Genomic DNA, 20,567 nt, shown 5'->3' with positions numbered 1-20,567 from the left:
ACTATAAAAGTGTAGCCGTTGCACTTTTCAATCGGCTGTGCTTTTCTGGATGGCATGACACCCACCCCTCCCCGCATCGCGGTCATCGGCGCCGGCCCCGGCGGCCTGACCTGCGCCCGCGTCCTGCAGCGGCACGGCGTACCGGTCACCGTCTACGATCATGAAGCGTCCGCCGACGCCCGCCCGCAAGGCGGCACGCTGGACCTGCAGCTGACGACCGGTCAAAAGGCCTTGCGCGCGGCCGGGCTGTACGAGGAGTTCAGTGCCCTGGCCCGCCCAGAGGGGCAGCAGATGCGGCTGCTCGACCACACCGCCACCCTGCTCTTCGAGCACACCCCCGCCATCGACGAGGCCGACCGCCCCGAGATCGACCGCGGCCGACTGCGGCGTCTGCTGCTGGACTCCCTCACACCCGGCACGGTCCGCTGGGGCCACTACCTGCGCACCGTCCATCCGCTCGGCGACGGGCGCCACAAGGCGGAGTTCGACAACGGCCGCACCGAGACCTTCGACGTGGTCATCGGCGCCGACGGCGCCTGGTCCCGGGTGCGCCCGCTGCTCTCCGACGCCACCCCGCACTACTCCGGCGTCACCTTCGTCGAGTTCGGCCTCGACGACGCCGACGCCCGCCACCCCGGCATCGCCCGCCTGGTCGGCGACGGCAGCATGATGGCGGCCCACGCCGACAAGGCGCTGATCGCCCAGCGCAACAGTCATGCCCATATCCGCGGCTACGCCGCCTTCCGGGGATCCCAGGACTGGGCGCTGCGGGCCGGGCTGGTGATGGCGGACACCGAGGCGGTGCGCGCCGTGCTCCTCGACACCTTCGCGGGGTGGGACGACCGGCTGCTGGCGCTGCTGCGGGAGAACGACGGCGGGTTCGCCAACCGCCCGCTGTTCGCGCTGCCGGTGCCGCACACCTGGATCCACACCCGAGGTCTGACGCTGCTCGGCGACGCCGCGCATCTGATGACGCCGTTCTCCGGCATGGGCGCCAACCTCGCCATGCTCGACGGCTGCGAACTCGCCGAGGCCCTCGTCGCCCGCCACGACGACCCCGACGAGGCGCTGTGCGCCTATGAGGCGGCCATGCTGCCCCGCTCGGCACGGGCCGCCGAGCTGGCCGCCCGCGCACTGGCCAACGCCCTCGCCCCCGACGCCCCGCAGGGGTCCCTGCGTCAGCTGCGCCGGATGGCCGGGCAGGGGCAAACGGGGCCCTGACCGCCCCCGACCGGCGGGTCCGAGCCGCCCGCCCTCCGGTTGCGGGCCCCATGCGTCCGTCGGACGATCGGCAGCGTACGGGCGGCGGCCGGCCGCGCACGGGCGCGACGGCGGCACGCCCCGCGGCGGCGCGGAGGGACGGAAACACACCGTGAAGATCACTGAGCCCACACCCGGCGCGCCGTGCTGGGTGGAGTTGGGTACCTCGGACGTCGACGCCGCCAAGGTGTACTACCACCAGGTCTTCGGCTGGCGCGCCGAGACCGACCCACGCCACGAGGCGGGCGGCTACACGGTGCTCTACCTGGGCGCCGCCCCGGTCGCCGCGCTGTCGCCGCTGTCCGCCCCCGGCCAGCCGACCGCCTGGACCGTGTCGTTCGCGACGCGCGACGCCGACGCGCTGGCCGCGGCCGTCACCCGTGCCGGCGGACGGCAGGTCAGGGCGCCGAGCGACGTCTTCGACCTGGGCCGCTTCGCGGTGCTGGCCGACCCGGAGGGAGCCGTCTTCGAGGTGTGGCAGGCCCGGTCCTTCGCGGGCGCCGCGGTGCTCAGCGCGCCGGGCTCGCTGGGCTGGGTCGAGCTGGCCACCCGTGACGAGGCGGCCGCCAAGGTCTTCTACACGGGGGTCTTCGGCTGGACCGTGGGCACCCACGAGGACTATCCGCAGTGGGGCGTCGACGGCGCCGACTTCGGCGGGATGAGCGCGCTGGACGAGTTCTACCCGGACGACGTCCGGGCGCACTGGCTGCCGTACTTCGCGGTCGCCGACGTCGACGAGACGGCCGCCCGCGCCACCGAGTCCGGCGGCATGCTGCTGGTGCCTCCCACGGATGTCCCCGACGGGCCGCGGATCGCCGTGGTCCGCGATCCGCAAGGGGCCTCCTTCGGTATCTACCGCGCCGGCACCGAGGGCTGACTTCCCGTATCACACGATCGGCGGCTTGTTCGTCGTTTCACCACATTCAATGGGTTTCTTGCGCGTAATGTCCCGTTTGCGCCAATGGGTGCCATTGCGCGTCAAGAACAGGAGAACCCCCTATGTCCACGACCGAACTCCTCGTGGCCCGAGGCAGAAGGCTCGCCGCCGGCGCGGGCGTACTGGCCGCGGCCGTCGCCATGGGCGCGACGCTGTCCACCGCGGCGTCGGCCCAGGCGGCGACGCCCGGGCCCGTCAGTACCGCGAAGCCGTACGGCATCGTCACCACGAAGATGGGCCTGAGCGCGCGCCAGTACCCCAGCACGGACTCCTCCGTGCGGGGCTTCCTCCGGCACCGCGCGCAGGTCGGCCTGGTGTGCAAGGTGCGCACCCAGAGCGTCGGCGGCAACAGCGTCTGGTACCTCACTCGCGACGAGCGGGCGTCCTGGGTCTCGGCGAAGTACGTGACCAACACCGGCAAGGTCAAGTACTGCAAGGACGTGCAGCACGGTCGGATGCACTCCGGCTTCGACAACCCGGCCAAGCACGCCATGGGCTGATGGTGCCCGGGCGAGGCCCGGTACGGCACCCCACAGGTGCCGTACCGGGCCTTCGTGCGTGCGGGCACCCGGCCCCGCACCGGCATCCGCCCGGCCCCCGGCCCGGCGGCCGCACCGGCCCGATCGCACTCCGGCACCCTTCCGTATTACTGGAACAAGTTCTACTGTGCCCTCGAATCCGGCATCCGACGCACCGTCAGAACGGCGGCGCCGCCGTACCGGACGACGGGACCGGACGAACTGGAGGGGCCGTGCACCTCGAATACACCCCCGAGCAGCAGCAGTTGCGCGCCGAACTGCGCACCTACTTCGCCCAACTGGTGCCGGACAACGCCTACGCACGGTACGCCGACCCCACCGCCCAGAAGCGCTTCTACCGCGAGACCGTGCGCCGTCTGGGCCTCGACGGCTGGCTCGGCGTCGGCTGGCCCAAGGAGTACGGCGGCCGCGGGATGACCCCGATGGAGCAGTTCATCTTCTTCGACGAGGCCGCACAGGCGGGCGTACCGCTGCCGCTGATGGCGCTGAACACCGTCGGCCCGACGATCATGCGGTTCGGCACCGAGGAGCAGAAGGCCTACTTCCTGCCCCGGATCCTGTCCGGCGAGATCGACTTCGCGATCGGCTACAGCGAACCCGACGCCGGCACCGACCTGGCCGCCCTCAAGACCCGCGCGGTACGCGAGGGCGACGAGGAGACCGGCACCTACGTCGTCAACGGCCAGAAGATCTGGACGACCAACGGCGACACCGCCGACTGGGTGTGGCTCGCGGTGCGGACTGCCTTCGATGATCCTGCCGCCCCGCCCCACAAGGGCATCACCATGCTCCTGGTCCCCACCAGCGACCCGGGCTACTCCTGCACCGTGATCAACACCCTCGCCTCGCACGACACGACCGCCAGCTACTACGAGAACATCACGGTCCCGGCCGGTCGCCGCGTCGGCCAGGAGAACAAGGGCTGGCGGATCATCACCAACCAGCTCAACCACGAGCGGGTCACCCTCGCCGCCCACGGCACCATGGCCATCCGCGCCCTGCACAACGTCCAGCGCTGGGCCGCCGACACCAAGCTCGCCGACGGCCGCCGGGTCATCGACCTGGGCTGGGTCCGTGGACGGCTGGCCCGCACCCACACCAGACTGGACGCCATGAAGCTGCTGAACTGGCGGATGGTCGACGCGCTCCAGCAGGGCACACTCACCCCGCAGGACGCCTCCGCGGTCAAGGTCTACGGCTCCGAGGCCCGGCGGGACGCCTACGCCTGGCTGATGGAGGTCGTCGGCTCGGCCGGCCCGCTGAAGGAGGGCTCGGCCGGCGCCGTGCTCCACGGCGAACTGGAGCGCGGCTACCGCTCCGCCGTCATCTTCACCTTCGGCGGCGGCAACAACGAGATCCAGCGCGAGATCATCTCGTGGATCGGCCTCGGGATGCCCCGCGTACGGCGCTGACCGGCCCCCACGCCGTAAGGGCGCGGGGGGACCCCAAGACGGGAGAAGGGGCTTCATGGCAGGCGACCCCGGGCTCTTCGGGCCCCGCTCGGTGACCTGGCAGCTGCACGCCGACCCGATGATGTGGATCGCGGGCGTGCGCGCGCTGTACCTCCAGGCGCTGCACCCGCGCGCCGTCCGCGGCGTCATGCAGAACTCCGCCGCGTTCCACATGGACGCCAGGGGCCGGCGCGACGCCTGGGGCCGGCTGATGCGGACCGCCGACTTCGTCGGCACCCTCACCTACGGCACCACGGAAGCCGCCGAGCGGGCCGGCGCCGCGGTCCGCGGCATCCACCGCCGGCTGACCGCCACCGACCCGGACACCGGCGAGCGCTACGGCATCGACGAGCCGGCCCTGCTGCTGTGGGTGCACTGCGCGGAGGTGGACTCCTACCTGCACGTACTGCGCCGCTCCGGCTACCCGGTCAGCGACGCCCAGGCCGACCGCTACCTCGCCGAACAGCGCGCAAGCGCCCGTCTGGTCGGCCTCGAACCGGACGCGGTGCCCGGCGACCGGGACGCCCTCGCCGCCTACTTCGACGGCGTACGGCCCGAACTGGCGCTGACCCCCGAGGCCCGCCAGGTCGACGCGTTCCTGCGCCGGCCCCCGGCCCCCGCCGCCCTCGTCCCGGCCCGCGCGCTGCTCTGGCAGCGGGTCGCGCACCTGGCCTACGGCGCGCTCCCGGCGTACGCACACGACCTCTACCGGCGCCCCGCGCCCCCGCCGGCCGCCGTCACCCGCCGCCTGCGCGCCACCGGCCGCCTCCTGCGCGCCGTTCCGCCCACCGTCCGCTGGCGGCTGCCGCCCCGGCACGTCCTGCGCGCCGTCGAGCGACTCGGCCCCGACACCCGCCCAGCGCCCTACAAGCTCCGCCGTTCCGCCGCCATACTGGACGGGCACGACGGGATGCAGGGGGAACTGCGCGGCTGACCGCGGCACTGGGGACGGGGGCGGCGATACGGGATGGCGGAGAACAGACTGGTTCAGGGGCGCTACCGGCTGCTCGACACCATCGGCCGCGGCGGCATGGGCGAGGTCTGGCGGGCCCGCGACGAATCACTGGGCCGCCAGGTCGCCGTCAAGTGCCTCAAGCCCCTGGGGCCCCGGCACGAACCGTCGTTCCTCCAGGTGCTGCGCGAACGCTTCCGGCGCGAAGCCCGGGTCGCGGCCGCCCTCCAGCACCGCGGCATCACCGTCGTCCACGATTTCGGCGAGGACGCGGGCACCCTCTTCATCGTCATGGAGCTGCTCAACGGCCGTAACCTCAGCCAGCTGCTGGACGACAACCGGCGCCAGCCGCTGCCCGTCAGGGACGTCGTCGAGATCGCCGAGCAGGTCACCGCCGCCCTCGCCTACACCCACGAACAGGCCGTCGTGCACCGTGATCTGAAACCGGCGAACATCGTCCGCACCACCGACGGCACGGTCAAGATCTGCGACTTCGGCATCGCCCGCCTCGGCCACGACATCGGCTTCACCGCCCGCCTCACCGGCACCGGCATCGCCATGGGCAGCCCGCACTACATGTCGCCCGAGCAGATCGGCGCGCACGCCATAGACCACCGCAGCGACCTGTACTCCCTGGGCTGTGTCCTCTACGAGCTGGCCACCGGCGTCCCCCCGTTCGACCTGGGCGACGCCTGGGCGGTGCTCGTCGGACATCGCGACACCGCCCCCGCCCCGCCCCGCACGCTCCGCCCCGACCTGCCCGAGCCCTACGAGCGGATCATGCTCGAACTGCTCGCCAAGGACCCCGACGACCGGCCACGCGACGCCGACGACCTGGCCAAACGCCTCGCCGACGCCCGCCATCGCCACCCCGCGCGCCGCGCCCCGGCCGACCCGGACGACACCGCCGCCACCCCGCGGCTGCCGTCCTGGACCCGCGGTATGACCCTCGGCTCCCCGGCCGGCGCCGCCCGCCGCCCGCCCCGCCCCACGGCCGACCCGGCCACCACGGTCCTCACCGACACCTGGACGGGCGGCGGCGACCCGCGAGGCGGCGACGCCTCCCCGGCCGTCCCGCTCGCCAGCCCCGCACCACCCGACGACCGCCGCGCCGCCCTCACCGGCCGCCTGGAGTCCGCCCATGCGCTGAGCCGCCGGGGCCGCTACTTCGACGCCCACCAGTGCTACGCCGAGGTGCTGGCCGACCAGCAGCGCGCCCTGGGCCCCGACCACCCCGACACCCTCGGCTGCCGTCACCACCTCGCCCGCAACCTCGGCCGGCTGGGCCGGCTTGAGGACTGCCTGGCGATGACCCGCGAGGTGGCCGAGGCCCGTGCCCGGGTCCTCGGCGCCCGCCACCCCGACACCCTCACCACCCGCTGCGAACTCGCCCACGTACTCGGCAAGCTGGGCAACTGGGCGGCGGCGCTGCAGATCTACCAGCAGGTCGCGGCGGCACGCGCGGCGGCACTGGGCCCCGACCACCCCGACACCCTCGCCGCCCGCTACGAGGTCGGCATCGGCCTCGGCCGGCTCGGCCGCAGCGCGGAGGCCCTGGCGCTCTACCGCGACCTGATCGCGGCCCGCACCCGTACCCAGGGTGCCGACGGCCCCGACACCCTGCGCGCCCGGCACGGCCTGGGCGTCAACCTCGGACAGCTGGGCCGCTGGCAGGAGGCACTGGTCGAGGCCCGTGAGGTGGCCGCGGCACGCGAACGGGTCCTCGGCCCCGACCACCCCGACACCCTGGTCAGCCGGCGGGAGACCGCCGTGGCCCTCGGCTGGCTCGGCCGCTGGAACGACGCGCTGGACGGCTACCGCCAGGTGGCCGACGCCCGCGAACGGGTCCTGGGCGCCGCCCACCCCGACGCCCTGACCAGCCAGAGCGACCTGGCCCAGTGCCTGGAGCAGCTGGGCCGCGCGGACGAGGCGGCCGCCCTCCACCGCCGGGTCGCCTCCTTGCGCCGGCAGCGTGCCCGACGCGAACGGTAGCGGGGCCCGCGGGCCCGGGAGCCGGCGCGCGGCTCAGCTCGGGGTGACCCGATAGAGCACCGTGCCGTGCGCCGGAACCTTCGGCGCCGCGATATCGCCGTCGCTGTGCGCCCGGTGGCCGGTGACCAGATCGTGCAGCAGATAGGAGGAGCTCTTCGGCAGCCCGGCCGCGCCGGCCGTGACGGACAGCGTGCGCGCGGTCCCACCCGAGTTGAACAGGGCGATCGCATGGTCGCCGTTCTTCAGCGGCCGGCTCAGCACCGCGAAGTCCGTGCCCTGCTGCACGATGTGGCCCTGGACCCCGAGCGGATCCTGGTCGACGGCGATGACCTCCTCGTTCCCGAGCACCGCCCGCGCCGCCGGCGACAGCTTCCCCAGGTCCGTACTGGAGATCAGCGGTGCCGCCATCACCGCCCACAGCGACATCTGGCTCTGCATCTCCTGCCGCGTCAGCCCCGAGTCGCCGGCCAGCAGGAGGTCCGGGTCGTTCCAGCGTCCGGGCCGCTGGAGGTCCGCCAGCTCCGCGTTGTAGCGGAAGTTGTAGACGATGGAGGACCACTTCGTGTCCGGTGAGCTCTTCTGCAGCGCCACATCGCGGCCGCTGCGCCACAGATTGCCCAGCTCGGACGACCAGCCGATGACCCGGTGCCAGACGGCGGCGCCGTCGAACTGGAAGTACGCCGGCGCGGACACCGAGAAGGTCATCGGCCGCCCGGTTGCCCGCAGCGCGTCACTCATCTGCCCGTACAGATCGCGGTAGGTCTGCTCCTTGCTGTGCCCCGGGACGGTGGGCACATTGCAGCCGTCCGCCTTGACGTAGTCCACCTTCCACTGCGCGAACAGCTGCGCGTCCTGGGGGAAGCGGCCGAGGCTGCCCGGATACTTCTCGCAGGTGAGCGTGCCGACGTCCTCGTAGATGCCGAACTTCAGGCCCATCCGGTGCAGCTGCTGCCCGACGTACGCCATGCCGTGCGGGAACTTCGCCGGGTCCGCCACCAGCTCGCCCTTGGGGCCGCGCTGCCGGCTCATCCAGCAGTCGTCGACCGTGACGGTGTCGTAGCCCTTGGCCGCCAGCCCCGTACGGACCAGCGCCCGGGCATTGTCCAGGACCACCTGCTCGCTGATGCCGCAGGTGTAGTAGGACCAGTTGTTCCAGCCCATGGGGGGCGTCGGGGCCAGATGCGGATACGGCACCGCGGGGTGCGGCGCGCCGGGTGCGCGGGCCGGGTCGGCGTGTGCGGTGGCGGGCGCGGGGGCCGCGAGCAGCCCGGCCGAGCAGGCGACGACGGCCGTCAGCCCGGCGAGGCGGGGGCCGGTGCGGGGTACCGAGGGGCGGGACACGGGTCACCTCATGGGGGAGCGGGACGGCCTGCGTGCGGGACAGCCGGGGCGGTCCCGGAGGCGAGCACGGCCGGACGCTAGGAGCAGCCCCGCGGCCGATCAAGAAGCCGCACCGGCCGCGCCGGAGGTTTCAGCCGCGTGCACCTAGCTAGCGAGATCACCGCGTGCTACGAAGGGGCATGCCGGAACGGACTTCGTATGACGCGGTCATCGTCGGCGGCGGGCACAACGGGCTGGTCGCCGCCGCCTATCTCGCACGCGCCGGGCGCAGCGTGCTGGTGCTGGAGCGGCTGGACCACACGGGTGGGGCCGCCGTGTCGACCCGGGCGTTCGCCGGGGTCGACGCCCGGCTGTCCCGCTACTCCTACCTCGTCAGCCTGCTGCCGCCGAAGATCGTGCGGGACCTCGGGCTGCGCTTCGCGGTCCGCAAACGGACCGTCTCCTCCTACACCCCCGTCGTACGTGACGGCCGCCCCACCGGCCTCCTCGTCGGCGGCGGCGAACAGCGCACGCGTAAGGCGTTCGCCGAACTCACCGGCTCCGACCGGGAGTTCGACGCCTGGCAGCGCTTCTACGGCACCACCCAGCGGCTCGCCGAACGGGTCTTCCCCACCCTCACCGAGCCGCTCCCCACCCGCGTCGCACTGCGCGCCGCCGTCGACGACGACGCCACCTGGCACGCCCTCTTCGAACGCCCCCTGGGCGAGGTGGTCGAGGAGACCTTCACCGACGACCTGGTCCGCGGCGTCGTCCTCACCGACGCGCTGATCGGCACCTTCGCCACCGCCCACGACCCCTCCCTGCGCCAGAACCGCTGCTTCCTCTATCACGTCATCGGCGGCGGCACCGGCGACTGGGACGTCCCCATCGGCGGTATGGGCGCCCTCACCGACGCACTGGCCGACGCCGCCCGCCGCGCCGGGGCCGAGATCGTCACCGACTGCCCGGTGACCGCGATCGCCACGGACGGCCGGACGGCGGAGGTCAGCTGCGACCGGGGCGTGATCGGCGCCCGCCGGGTCCTGGTCAACGCCGCCCCGCGCGAACTCGCCCGCCTCCTGGGCGAGCACCCGCCGGCACCCGCCGAGGGCGCCCAGCTCAAGGTGAACATGCTGCTCACCCGGCTCCCGCGGCTGCGCGACACCCGGGTGGACCCCCGGGAGGCCTTCTCCGGCACCTTCCACATCGCCGAGGGTTACGGCCAGCTGGAGCGCTCCTACCAACAGGCCGCTTCCGGCGAGCTGCCCGCGAGCCCGCCGTCCGAGATCTACTGCCACTCCCTGACCGACCCCTCCATCCTCGGCGCCGACCTGGTCCGCCAGGGCTACCAGACGCTCACCCTCTTCGGCCTGCACACCCCGGCCCGGCTGTTCGCCGCGGACAACGACACCACCCGCGACCGCCTGCTCGCCGCCACCCTCGCCGAGCTCGACACCCACCTCGCCGAACCGCTCGCCGACTGCCTGGCCCACGACGCCGAGGGCCGCCCCTGCATCGAGGCCCGGTCCCCCCTGGACCTGGACCGGGAACTGGGCCTGCCGGGCGGCAACATCTTCCACCGCGAGCTGGCGTTCCCGTACGCGGACGAACACGACGAGAGCGCGGGGGCGGCCGGCGGCACCGCCCCGGCCCGGTGGGGCGTGGCCACCACCCACCCCAACGTCCTGCTGTGCGGCGCGGGCGCGATCCGCGGCGGAGGAGTGAGCGGAATCCCCGGCCACAACGCGGCGATGGCGGTGTTGGAGGAGGGGTGAGGGGACCCTGCCCGCCCCCCCGCAGGTTTCTGACGCAGCATCAGAAAATCTCTTCCCTCGTACGGCCCGCTGCGGCATCCTTCGCGCATGCAGACGGAGCTGAGCAACACGCTGGGAGCCGAGCACGCCGTCTTCGGGTTCACACCCTTCCCCGCGGTCGCCGCGGCGATCACCCGGGCCGGCGGGTTCGGGGTGCTCGGCGCGGTCCGCTACACCGCGCCGGACGAACTGGCGCGCGACCTCGACTGGATGCAGGAGCACACCGACGGACTGCCCTACGGGCTCGATGTGGTGATGCCCGCCAAGAAGGTGGAGGGCGTCAGCGAGGCCGACGTCGAGGCGATGATCCCCCAGGGGCACCGCAGGTTCGTCACCGAGCTCCTGGAGAAGCATCAGGTGCCGAGGCTCGCCCAGGGGGAGGTGCCCGGCTGGCGGATCACCGGATGGATGGAGCAGGTCGCCCGCACCCAGCTCGACGTGGCCTTCGACTACCCGATCAAGCTGCTCGCCAACGCGCTCGGCTCGCCGCCGCCCGACGTCGTCCAGCGCGCCCACGACCACGGCGTCCTCGTCGCCGCACTGGCCGGCAGCCCCCGGCACGCCCGCCACCACAAGGCGGCCGGTATCGACATCGTCGTCGCCCAGGGCTACGAGGCGGGCGGGCACACCGGCGAGATCGCCACCATGGTCCTCACCCCGGAGATCGTGGCCGCCGTCGACCCGCTCCCGGTGCTCGCCGCGGGCGGCATCGGCACCGGTGAGCAGATCGCCGCCGGGCTGGCCCTCGGGGCGCAGGGCGTCTGGCTCGGCTCGATCTGGCTGACCACCGAGGAGGCCGAGCTGCACTCCCGGAGGCTGACCGCGAAACTGCTCGCCGCCGGTCCGGGCGACACCGTCCGCTCCCGCGCCCTGACCGGCAAGCCCGCCCGCCAGCTGCGTACGGAATGGACCGACGCCTGGGACGACCCCCATGGCCCCGGCGCCCTTCCGATGCCGCTGCAGGGCCTGTTGGTCGCCGAGGCCAACTCCCGTATCCAGCGGCACGAGATCGAGCCGCTGCTGGGCACCCCGGTCGGCCAGATCGTCGGCCGGATGAACAGCGAACGCAGCGTGCGGGCCGTCTTCGACGACCTCACCCGCGGCTTCGAGCGGGCCGTCGACCGCATCAACCGCATCGCCGGACGTGCGTGAACCCGAGGAGGACAGCCCCATGACCAAGGACGCCCCGCCGGCCAACGGCTTCTGGGCGCAGGCCGCCGCCGACCCGGACCGTACGGTCCTGATCGCCCCGGACGGCGAGGAGTGGACCGCGGCCCGGCTGCACGCCGCCGGCAACCGACTCGTCCACGGACTGCGCGCCGCGGGCCTGCGGCGCGGCGACGCCTTCGCCGTCGTGCTCCCCAACGGCGTCGAGTTCCTCACCGCCTACCTCGCCGCCACCCAGGCCGGTTTCTACCTCGTCCCCGTCAACCACCATCTGGTGGGCCCGGAGATCGCCTGGATCGTCGCGGACTCCGGTGCCAAGGTGCTCATCGCCCACGAGCGGTTCGCGGCGGCGGCGCGGCAGGCCGCCGACGAGGCGGGGCTGCCGGCGGCGCGGCGCTATGCCGTCGGGCCGGTCGACGGATTCCGGCCGTACGACCGGCTCCTCGACGGACAACCGGACTCCGCGCCCGACGACCGCACCCTGGGCTGGGTGATGAACTACACCTCGGGCACCACCGGACGCCCGCGCGGCATCCGCCGCCCGCTGCCCGGCACCCCGCCCGAGGACGCCTATCTGGGCGGCTTCCTCGGCATCTTCGGCATCAAACCGTTCGACGGCAACGTCCACCTGGTCTGCTCGCCGCTCTACCACACCGCCGTACTGCAATTCGCCGGCGCCTCACTGCACATCGGCCACCGGATCGTCCTCATGGACAAGTGGACGCCGCAGGGCATGCTGGCCCTGATGGACGAGCACCGCTGCACCCACACCCATATGGTGCCGACCCAGTTCCACCGGCTGCTCGCACTGCCGGAGGAGACCCGGGCGGCCTACGACGTGAGCGCGATGCGGCACGCCATCCACGGCGCCGCGCCCTGCCCCGACCACGTCAAACGCGCGATGATCGACTGGTGGGGCGGCTGTGTGGAGGAGTACTACGCCGCTAGCGAGGGCGGCGGCGCGTTCGCGACCGCCGAGGACTGGCTCAAGAAGCCGGGGACGGTCGGCAGGGCATGGCCGATCAGCGAACTGGCCGTCTTCGACGACGACGGCAACCGGTTGCCGGCCGGTGAACTCGGCACCGTCTACATGAAGATGACGACCGGCGGCTTCAGCTACCACAAGGACGAGGGCAAGACGCGGAAGAACCGGATCGGGGACTTCTTCACCGTCGGGGACCTCGGCTGTCTCGACGAGGACGGCTATCTCTTCCTCCGCGACCGCAAGATCGACATGATCATCTCGGGCGGGGTGAACATCTACCCCGCCGAGATCGAATCCGCCCTGCTCGGCCACCCCGCGGTCGCCGACGCGGCCGCCTTCGGCATTCCGCACGACGACTGGGGCGAGGAGGTCAAGGCCGTCGTGGAGCCCGCCGAGGGCCACCGGGCGGGCCCCGAGCTGGCCGCCGACATCCTGGCGCACTGCGAACGGCGGCTCGCCGGCTACAAGCGTCCCAAGTCCGTCGACTTCATCACCGCCATGCCCCGCGACCCCAACGGCAAGCTCTACAAACGCCGGCTGCGCGAACCGTACTGGGAGGGACGCGAACGCGCCGTGTAGGGCTGACGCGCGGTCGGGCGCCTTGACCGGGGGTGGGGCGCGGCCCAGGATCACGCCATGATGCGAGCACGGAGCAACACCGTCGACGGAGTCCTGCGGCGCAGCGCCCGCCGCGTGCCCGAGCGGACCGCGGTGCGCTACGGGGAGCGGGCCTGGACCTATCGCGAGCTGGACGACGCGGTGACCGCCGCGGCCCGGTTGCTGCTGGCGGACGGCCTCGGGCCCGGCGACCGGGTCGCGTCCTACGGGCACAACTCCGACGCGTATCTGATCGGCTTCCTGGCCTGCGCCCGCGCCGGACTGGTGCACGTACCGGTCAACCACGGCCTCACCGGCGAGGACCTGCGCTACATCCTGGAGCAGTCGGGCAGCGCGCTGGTGCTCACGGACGCCGCCCTCGCGCACCGGCTGCCGGACTCCGTCCGCGCCCTGCCGCTGTACGGCACGCCCGACGGGCTGCTGGAGCTCCTCGCGGCCGACGCGGTGCCCGGCGCCGCCGGAGAGCTGCCGGAGACCGCCGACGACGAACTGGTGCAGCTGCTCTACACCTCGGGGACGACCGCCCTGCCCAAGGGGGCGATGATGACGCACCGCGCGCTGGTGCACGAGTACACCAGCGCCGTCGTCGCCCTCGACCTCAAGGAGACCGACCGGCCGCTGCACTCGCTGCCGCTCTACCACTCCGCGCAGATGCATGTGTTCCTGCTGCCCTATCTGGCGGTGGGCGCCGAGAACACCATCCTGGACGGCCCCGACCCGGACCGGATCTTCGACCTTGTGGAGGCGGGCCGGGCCGACAGCCTCTTCGCGCCGCCGACGGTGTGGATCGCGCTGTCGCAGCACCCCGGCTTCACCACCCGGGAGCTGGGCGGGCTGCGCAAGGCCTACTACGGCGCCTCGATCATGCCGGTGCCGGTCCTGGAGCGGTTGCGCGCCCGTCTGCCCCGGCTGGCCTTCTACAACTGCTTCGGGCAGAGCGAGATCGGGCCGCTGGCCACCGTCCTCGGCCCGGAGGAACACGACGGCCGGATGGACTCCTGCGGGCGCCCGGTGCTGTTCGTCGAGGCGCGGGTGGTGGACGAGGCGGGCCGGGAGGTGCCGGACGGCACCCGGGGCGAGGTCGTCTACCGGTCCCCGCAGCTGTGCACCGGCTACTGGGACAAGCCCGAGGAGACCGCCGAGGCGTTCCGGGACGGCTGGTTCCACTCCGGGGACCTCGCCGTCCGGGACGCGGAGGGCTACTTCACGGTCGTCGACCGGGTCAAGGACGTCATCAACTCCGGCGGCGTCCTGGTCGCCTCACGCCAGGTGGAGGACGTGCTCTACGAGCATCCGCAGGTGGCCGAGGTCGCGGTCGTCGGACTGCCGGACGAGCGCTGGATCGAGGCGGTGACGGCGGTGGTGGTGCGGCGTACGGACGCCGCGGACGGTGGGGCCCTGGTGGGGGAGGGGGAGCTGATCGCGGCGGCGCGGGCCCGCCTCGCGCCGTTCAAGGCGCCCAAACGGGTGGTGTTCGTGGAGGCGCTGCCGCGCAACGCCAGCGGGAAGGTCCTCAAGCGTGAGCTGCGCGAGCGGTTCGGCACGCCCTGAGCCGCGCGCGGAGGGCGACTGTCAGTGGCCCCTGCCATGCTGAGAAGCGGCGGGAGAACGGCCCCGCCGGCCTCGATCCGTACGACGGAGGAGCACCCATGCTGACCACCAACTACGTCCCGGGCACACCGAACTGGCTCGACCTCGGCGCCCCCGACGTCGATGCCGCCGTCGCCTTCTACTCCGCCGTCTTCGGCTGGAGCTTCACGTCGGCCGGGCCGGAGGCGGGCGGGTACGGCTTCTTCCAGATCGACGGCAAGACGGTCGCCGCCGCCGGCCCGCTGACGGAGGAGGGCGCCGGATCCGCCTGGACGGCGTACTTCCACACGCGCGACGCGGACGCCACGGCCAAGGCCGTGGAGCAGGCCGGCGGCTCGGTGCGGGTCGAGCCGGGGGACGTCTTCACGGCGGGCCGGCTCGCGGCCTTCACCGACCCGACGGGCGCCGACTTCGCCGTGTGGCAGCCGCGCGAGACCGGGGGCCTGGAGAGGGTCATGGAGCCCAACACGCTCTGCTGGACCGAGCTGTACACCACCGACGCGGCCGCGGCGAAGGACTTCTACCGCTCGGTCTTCTCCTGGAACTATCAGGACATGCCGATGGGCGGCGACATGGTCTACTCGGTCATCTCCTCGCCGGGCGGCGGCAAGGCCGACGACCCGGGGCAGGGCGGGCTCATGCAGCTGCCGAAGGAGAATCTGGCGGCCGGTTCGACATCGGAGTGGCACCCGTACTTCGGCGTGACCGACTGCGACGCGACCTACGCCGCCGCCGTCGGCCAGGGCGCCACGGTCCTGATCCCGCCCGCCGACGCCCCCGGTGTCGGTCGACTGGCCATGGTGAAGGACCCGGCCGGGGCCCCGTTCGCCCTGATCAAGGGGGATCCGAACATGACCTGAGCCGCATCGGGAGACGGCGGCCCGGGTGTGTTGTCCGGGCGGGTCGGCGACCGGGCCGACACCGCTCAGTGCGTGTCCCGCGGGCGGGCGTCCACGATGCGCTTGATCTTGCCCACCGAGCGCTCCAGCGTCTCCGGATCGACGATCTCGACGGCGACCGAGACCCCGATGCCGTCCTTGACGCCCCGCGCGATCATCCCCACGGCCGCCGTGCGCTCCTCGGAGGTGGCATCGGGGCGGGCCTCGGCGCGTACGGTCAGCTGGTCCAGCCGGCCCTCCCGCGTCAGCTTCAGCTGGAAGTGCGGGGCGACGCCGGGCGTGCGCAGCACGATCTCCTCGACCTGTGCGGGGAAGAGATTGACCCCCCGCAGAATGATCATGTCGTCGCTGCGCCCGGTGACCTTCTCCATCCGGCGGAAGGCCGCCCGAGCGGTGCCCGGCAGCAGGCGCGTCAGATCACGGGTGCGATAGCGGACGACCGGCATGGCCTCCTTGGTGAGGGAGGTGAAGACCAGCTCTCCGTGCTCACCGTCCGGCAGCACCTCGCCGGTGATCGGGTCGACCACCTCCGGGTAGAAGTGGTCCTCCCAGATGTGCAGCCCGTCCTTGGTCTCCACGCACTCCTGGGCGACACCGGGGCCCATGACCTCCGACAGGCCGTAGATGTCCACGGCGTCGATGGCGAACCGCTCCTCGATCTCGCGCCGCATCTCCTGCGTCCAGGGCTCGGCACCGAAGACGCCCACCTTGAGGGAGGTCGCCCGGGGATCGACGCCCTGCCGCTCGAACTCGTCGAGCAGGGTGAGCATGTACGACGGCGTCACCATGATGATCTCGGGGCGGAAGTCCTGGATGATCTGCACCTGCCGGCTGGTCATCCCGCCGGACGCCGGGACGACCGTGCAGCCGAGCCGCTCCGCGCCGTAGTGGGCGCCCAGACCGCCGGTGAACAGGCCGTATCCGTAGGCGATATGGACGGTGTGACCGGGTCGGCCGCCGGCCGCGTACAGCGAGCGGGCGACGACGTCCGCCCAGTGCGACAGATCGCGCTCGGTGTAGCCGACGACCGTCGGACGGCCGGTGGTGCCGCTGGAGGCGTGGATGCGGCGCACCCGCTCCTTGGGGACGGCGAACATTCCGAAGGGGTACTGGGAGCGCAGATCGTCCTTGACGGTGAACGGGAAGCGGACGAGATCGCCGAGCGAGCGGCAGTCCTTGGGGTGCACCCCGACCCGGTCGAAGGACTCGCGATAGAAGGGGACATGGTCGTAGGCGTGCTGCAACGAGGCGCGCAGCCGGGTCAGCTGGAGTTCCCGCAAGGCCTCCGGGGAGAGCCGCTCCGCATCGTCGAACGTCTCACCGCCCGTCGCCCCGCCGCCCGTGGCTGCTTCCGGCATGTCCGGCATGGAGTGTCACCGCCTCGTCTCCCTACCGATCATTCGGTAGCTGAATGCGGTCCAAGTAATCAGCGCGCGGCGAGCACGTCAAGGGTCCTGGCGCAGGCGGTTCACGGGTGTCCCGCAGAGGAGCGACGTCCGCCAGGCGCGCAGGTGGGCGAGGTCCGGCCGGTGTGCCCGGGGGCGGGATGGACGGGACGCGGGTGGAGCGGCGGGAGGGTGCCGGCAGGCCGTAGGCTCGCGCCGTACGACCTCCCATGAACGACCCTCGGGAGGCCCGAAGTTCGAGAGAGGCCGACCGTGCAGCTGACCACCTCGATGCGCCGTGCGCTGGTCGCCGGCGCCGCCGCGACCGCCCTGCTCACCGGAGCCGGCGGGGCCTTCGCGGCCCCGGCCGCCCCGCCGGTCACCGCCCCGGCCGCCCCGTCCGTCGCCCCTTCGGTTGCCGCGCACTCCCCGTACGGACGGCTCCGGCCGCTCGCCGCGCTGTCCGCGGAGCGGTTGGCCAGCGGTGACCTGGTGGCCGCGGCGAAGTGGGGCACCGGCGCGCCGATCGACGACCCGGTCCGTGAGCGGCAGGTGCTGGACGCGGTGGCGGCGCAGGCCCGGCAGCTGGGCGCCGACCCCGCGGCGACGATGCGGATCTTCCGCGACCAGATCGAGGCCAGCAAGGTCGTACAGCGCGGACTGCACCGGCTGTGGGACGCCGACCCGTCCCAGGCGCCGGACGAGCGCCCCGACCTGGGCGAGATCCGCAAGGAGATCAACCGCGTCAACGGCGAGCTGGTGCGGGCCGTCGCCGCCTCCCCGGACGCCCGCTCCGCGCCGTCCTGCCGCCCGCTGCTGGCCGTGAACGCCGCGCATGTACGCCATGAGCGGCGGCTGGACGCGCTGCACACGGTGGCGCTGGCCCGCGCCCTCCGGTCGGTCTGCACCGCGTACGCGGCGCCGGCCGGCTGAGTGCTGCCACCTGAGCAACCCTCGTCAGGCGAACGCCGGCACGGACCCACGGCGTCCCGGGACGTCGAGGCCGACCCGCCTCACGCCTCCCGTTCTCCCGCCGCCACCGCCTTGGCCCAGCGGTAGTCCGCCTTGCCGCTGGGCGACCGCTGGATCCGGTCGGTGAAGACCACGGCGCGCGGAATCTTGTAGCCGGCCAGCCGGCTCCGGCAGTGCGCCTGGATGCCCTCCAGGTCCAGCGTGCCGGCTCCTTCGCGCAGTTGGACCACGGCCGCCACGCGGTTGCCCCACCGCTCGTCCGGTACGCCCGCCACCAGCGCGTCGTACACCTGAGGATGCGCCTTGAGCGCCTGCTCGACCTCCTCCGGATAGACCTTCTCGCCACCGGAGTTGATGCACTGCGACCCCCGACCGAGGACCGTGACGATGCCCTGCTCGTCCACGGTGGCCATGTCGCCCAGCAGCACCCACCGGTCGCCGTGCGCCTCGAAGAAGGTCTCGGCGGTCTTCGCCGGGTCGTTGTAGTAGCCCAGCGGTACGTGTCCGCGCAGCGCGAGCCGGCCCGTCCCGCCCGCCGACACCGGCGCGCGGGTCTCCGGATCCACCACCGCCGTACGGGAGTTGACGCGCAGCCGGAAGCCGCGCTCGGCGCCCGCGTCGTCGGTGGCCGTACCGTTGAACCCGGATTCCGAGGAGCCGAAGTTGTTCAGCAGCAGGGCGTTGGGCACCAGTGCGCCGAACTGGGCGCGCACGGTCTCGGAGAGGATCGCGCCGGAGCTGCTGACGCTGAAGAGCGAGGAGCAGTCCACGCCCTTCAGCGGGCCGCCGAGTGCGTCGACGAGCGGGCGCAGCATCGCATCGCCGACCAGCGAGACACTGGTGACCCGCTCCCGCTCGATGGTCCGCAGCACCTCTTCGGGCACGTACTTGCGGTGGATGACGACCTTCTGGCCGAAGTGGAAGGCGATGAACGCGGTGAGGGTGGAGGTGCCGTGCATCAGCGGGGGCGTGGGGAAGAACACGAGACCGGCTCCTCCGTCGCCGCCGGCCGCGACCCGCTCGGCCAGCTCCTGCGGCCGCTTCACCGGCTCACCGGTCGGCGCCCCGCCGCCCATTCCGGAGAAGAAGATGTCCTCGTGGCGCCACATCACGCCCTTGGGCAGTCCGGTGGTGCCCCCGGTGTAGATGACGATCTGGTCGTCGGCGGAGCGCGGTCCGAAGCCGCGGGCGGGTGAACCGGCGGCCTCGGCGTCCGCGAGTGCGACCGGCGCGATCGGGGGCTCGGGCGCGCCGGGGGGCGGGCTGCCGACCCGTACGAGATGCCGCAGCGCCGGGGCGTGCGGGAGGGCGGCGGCGACCCGGCCGGTGAACTCCGCTTCGAAGATCAGCGCCACCAGGTCCGCGTCCCGGTAGAGATAGGCCAACTCCTCTTCCACGTAGCGGTAGTTGACGTTCACCGGGACGGCGCGGATCTTCAGGCAGGCGTAGGCGGCCTGGAGGTACTCGATGCCGTTGTAGAGGTGGAGCCCCACGTGGTGGCCGGGGCCGATGCCGTGGTCGGCGAGGTGGTGGGCCAGCCGGTTGGCGGCGCGGTCCAGCTCCGCGTACGTCAGTCGGCGTTCGGCGCCGGTCCCCGGGTGGTCGACGTACACCAGCGCCTCGCGGTCGGGGACCGTGTCGACGATCGATTCGAAGAGGTCGGCAAGGTTGTACTCCATGTCTCCTCCAGACCGGGCGGGCGTCGGCCGGCCCGGTCTGCCGACCGGACCCAGTCGGTCATTAGAGCGCCGCCGGAGGGAGCAGGGAAGGGCCGCGACCAACAAATCTGACTACCTGTCAGAAAACTCTTGAACTCGCCGTGCGGCTACTGCAACCTGTTCTACGTCTTGAGACGGGAGGACGGCATGGGTGGTACGGAACATCTGACCGTGGAGCGCGTCGGCGCGACACTGGTGCTCACCCTCAACCGGCCGGAGGCGAAGAACGCGCTCTCGCTGCCGATGCTGGTGGGCCTGTACGACGGCTGGGTCGCCGCCGACGAGGACGACGAGATCCGCTCCATCGTCCTCACCGGCGCCGGCGGCACCTTCTGCGCCGGAATGGACCTCAAGGCGCTCGCCGGCGGCGGGATGGCCGGTGAGCAGTACCGCGACCGGCTGCGCGCCGACCCCGACCTGCACTGGAAGGCGATGCTGCGCCACCACCGCCCCCGCAAACCGGTGATCGCCGCCGTCGAGGGCCATTGCGTCGCCGGCGGTACGGAGATCCTCCAGGGCACCGACATCCGCGTCGCCGGCGAGAGCGCCACCTTCGGCCTCTTCGAGGTCGCCCGCGGACTGTTCCCCATCGGCGGCTCCACCGTCCGCCTCCCCCGCCAGATCCCCCGCACCCACGCCCTGGAGATGCTGCTCACCGGCCGGCCCTATCCGGCGCCCGAGGCGGCCCGCATCGGTCTGATCGGCCATGTCGTGCCCGACGGCGGTGCACGGGAGGCGGCCCTGGAGATCGCCGAGCGGATCAACGCCTGCGGCCCCCTCGCCGTCGAGGCCGTCAAGGCGTCCGTCTACGAGACCGCCGAGCTGACCGAGGCCGAGGGGCTCCGGGCCGAACTCACCCGGGGCTGGCCCGTCTTCGACACCGCCGACGCCAAGGAGGGCTCCCGTGCCTTCGCGGAGAAGCGTCCCCCCGTCTACCGGCGCGCCTGAGCCAACGAGCCCGAGCAGCC

The 20,567-nt window shown here is 72.7% G+C and carries 16 protein-coding genes; 13 read left to right on the top strand and 3 right to left on the bottom strand.

The window, feature by feature from the left end:
- Positions 1 to 54: 54 nt before the first annotated feature.
- From WAB15_RS06940 to WAB15_RS06915, 6 genes are all read left to right on the top strand, one after another.
- Entirely contained in the window at positions 55 to 1,221 is a 1,167-nt protein-coding gene (locus tag WAB15_RS06940; protein WP_407285677.1) for an FAD-dependent oxidoreductase, read from the top strand.
- 151 nt (positions 1,222 to 1,372) lie between these two features.
- Complete coding sequence (locus tag WAB15_RS06935) at positions 1,373 to 2,137, top strand: VOC family protein (protein ID WP_399149042.1); 765 nt, start codon at positions 1,373 to 1,375, stop codon at positions 2,135 to 2,137.
- A gap of 122 nt (positions 2,138 to 2,259) precedes the next feature.
- Positions 2,260 to 2,697, top strand: coding sequence for an SH3 domain-containing protein (locus tag WAB15_RS06930; RefSeq protein ID WP_399149041.1), 438 nt, complete (start codon positions 2,260 to 2,262; stop codon positions 2,695 to 2,697).
- Positions 2,698 to 2,948: 251 nt separating this feature from the next.
- Complete coding sequence (locus tag WAB15_RS06925; RefSeq protein ID WP_407285676.1) at positions 2,949 to 4,148, top strand: acyl-CoA dehydrogenase family protein; 1,200 nt, start codon at positions 2,949 to 2,951, stop codon at positions 4,146 to 4,148.
- Positions 4,149 to 4,203: 55 nt separating this feature from the next.
- On the top strand, positions 4,204 to 5,121 hold the full coding sequence (locus tag WAB15_RS06920) for an oxygenase MpaB family protein (RefSeq protein ID WP_399149039.1): 918 nt from the start codon (positions 4,204 to 4,206) through the stop codon (positions 5,119 to 5,121).
- Positions 5,122 to 5,154: 33 nt separating this feature from the next.
- Positions 5,155 to 7,131 (top strand): protein kinase domain-containing protein, encoded by a 1,977-nt coding sequence (locus tag WAB15_RS06915; protein WP_407285675.1) that lies wholly within the window; start codon positions 5,155 to 5,157, stop codon positions 7,129 to 7,131.
- 33 nt (positions 7,132 to 7,164) lie between these two features.
- On the opposite strand, the gene WAB15_RS06910 is transcribed toward WAB15_RS06915, so the two are convergent.
- Positions 7,165 to 8,472, bottom strand: coding sequence for a glycoside hydrolase family 27 protein (locus WAB15_RS06910; RefSeq protein ID WP_407285674.1), 1,308 nt, complete (start codon positions 8,470 to 8,472; stop codon positions 7,165 to 7,167).
- A gap of 179 nt (positions 8,473 to 8,651) precedes the next feature.
- On the opposite strand from WAB15_RS06910, the gene WAB15_RS06905 reads away from it, so the two are divergent.
- The 5 genes from WAB15_RS06905 to WAB15_RS06885 all read left to right on the top strand — a co-directional run bounded on the left by WAB15_RS06905 (position 8,652) and on the right by WAB15_RS06885 (position 15,485).
- Positions 8,652 to 10,226, top strand: a complete 1,575-nt coding sequence (locus WAB15_RS06905; protein WP_407285673.1) for a phytoene desaturase family protein — start codon at positions 8,652 to 8,654, stop codon at positions 10,224 to 10,226.
- Positions 10,227 to 10,313: 87 nt separating this feature from the next.
- Positions 10,314 to 11,417: an NAD(P)H-dependent flavin oxidoreductase gene (locus WAB15_RS06900; protein ID WP_407285672.1), complete on the top strand. Its 1,104-nt coding sequence runs from the start codon at positions 10,314 to 10,316 to the stop codon at positions 11,415 to 11,417.
- Between the two features lie 19 nt (positions 11,418 to 11,436).
- Complete coding sequence (locus WAB15_RS06895; RefSeq protein WP_407285671.1) at positions 11,437 to 12,996, top strand: acyl-CoA synthetase; 1,560 nt, start codon at positions 11,437 to 11,439, stop codon at positions 12,994 to 12,996.
- Positions 12,997 to 13,053: 57 nt separating this feature from the next.
- Complete coding sequence (locus WAB15_RS06890; RefSeq protein WP_407285670.1) at positions 13,054 to 14,586, top strand: acyl-CoA synthetase; 1,533 nt, start codon at positions 13,054 to 13,056, stop codon at positions 14,584 to 14,586.
- Positions 14,587 to 14,684: 98 nt separating this feature from the next.
- Positions 14,685 to 15,485: a VOC family protein gene (locus WAB15_RS06885; RefSeq protein WP_407285669.1), complete on the top strand. Its 801-nt coding sequence runs from the start codon at positions 14,685 to 14,687 to the stop codon at positions 15,483 to 15,485.
- A 65-nt stretch (positions 15,486 to 15,550) separates the two neighbouring features.
- On the opposite strand, the gene paaK is transcribed toward WAB15_RS06885, so the two are convergent.
- The gene (gene paaK, locus WAB15_RS06880; protein ID WP_407285668.1) at positions 15,551 to 16,882 is read right to left on the bottom strand and encodes a phenylacetate--CoA ligase PaaK; all 1,332 of its coding nucleotides are present in this window, start codon (positions 16,880 to 16,882) and stop codon (positions 15,551 to 15,553) included.
- 300 nt (positions 16,883 to 17,182) lie between these two features.
- Here paaK and WAB15_RS06875 point away from each other — a divergent pair, with 300 nt between their 5' ends.
- Positions 17,183 to 17,842, top strand: coding sequence for a chorismate mutase (locus tag WAB15_RS06875; RefSeq protein ID WP_407285667.1), 660 nt, complete (start codon positions 17,183 to 17,185; stop codon positions 17,840 to 17,842).
- An 80-nt stretch (positions 17,843 to 17,922) separates the two neighbouring features.
- Here WAB15_RS06875 and WAB15_RS06870 read toward each other — a convergent pair whose 3' ends face one another.
- Positions 17,923 to 19,560 (bottom strand): acyl-CoA synthetase, encoded by a 1,638-nt coding sequence (locus WAB15_RS06870; protein ID WP_399149029.1) that lies wholly within the window; start codon positions 19,558 to 19,560, stop codon positions 17,923 to 17,925.
- Between the two features lie 186 nt (positions 19,561 to 19,746).
- Between WAB15_RS06870 and WAB15_RS06865 the strand changes: the two genes are divergently transcribed.
- Positions 19,747 to 20,547, top strand: a complete 801-nt coding sequence (locus WAB15_RS06865) for a crotonase/enoyl-CoA hydratase family protein (RefSeq protein WP_399149028.1) — start codon at positions 19,747 to 19,749, stop codon at positions 20,545 to 20,547.
- Positions 20,548 to 20,567: the final 20 nt, after the last annotated feature.

This window comes from Streptomyces sirii (assembly GCF_045690365.1).
GTDB classification, from domain to species: Bacteria; Actinomycetota; Actinomycetes; order Streptomycetales; family Streptomycetaceae; genus Streptomyces; species Streptomyces sirii.
The sequence above is the reverse complement of the archived record's forward strand: the minus strand, read 5'-3'. Positions and strand labels throughout refer to the sequence as shown.

Bases quoted from the DNA above. Each gene is read 5' to 3' on its own strand.
- WAB15_RS06940 (WP_407285677.1), top strand. From the start codon at position 55: ATGACACCCACCCCTCCCCGCATCGCGGTCATCGGCGCCGGCCCCGGC.
- WAB15_RS06930 (WP_399149041.1), top strand. From the start codon at position 2,260: ATGTCCACGACCGAACTCCTCGTGGCCCGAGGCAGAAGGCTCGCCGCC.
- WAB15_RS06920 (WP_399149039.1), top strand. From the start codon at position 4,204: ATGGCAGGCGACCCCGGGCTCTTCGGGCCCCGCTCGGTGACCTGGCAG.
- WAB15_RS06915 (WP_407285675.1), top strand. From the start codon at position 5,155: ATGGCGGAGAACAGACTGGTTCAGGGGCGCTACCGGCTGCTCGACACC.
- WAB15_RS06905 (WP_407285673.1), top strand. From the start codon at position 8,652: ATGCCGGAACGGACTTCGTATGACGCGGTCATCGTCGGCGGCGGGCAC.
- WAB15_RS06900 (WP_407285672.1), top strand. From the start codon at position 10,314: ATGCAGACGGAGCTGAGCAACACGCTGGGAGCCGAGCACGCCGTCTTC.
- WAB15_RS06895 (WP_407285671.1), top strand. From the start codon at position 11,437: ATGACCAAGGACGCCCCGCCGGCCAACGGCTTCTGGGCGCAGGCCGCC.
- WAB15_RS06890 (WP_407285670.1), top strand. From the start codon at position 13,054: ATGATGCGAGCACGGAGCAACACCGTCGACGGAGTCCTGCGGCGCAGC.
- WAB15_RS06885 (WP_407285669.1), top strand. From the start codon at position 14,685: ATGCTGACCACCAACTACGTCCCGGGCACACCGAACTGGCTCGACCTC.
- paaK (WP_407285668.1), bottom strand. From the start codon at position 16,882: ATGCCGGAAGCAGCCACGGGCGGCGGGGCGACGGGCGGTGAGACGTTC.
- WAB15_RS06870 (WP_399149029.1), bottom strand. From the start codon at position 19,560: ATGGAGTACAACCTTGCCGACCTCTTCGAATCGATCGTCGACACGGTC.
- WAB15_RS06865 (WP_399149028.1), top strand. From the start codon at position 19,747: ATGGGTGGTACGGAACATCTGACCGTGGAGCGCGTCGGCGCGACACTG.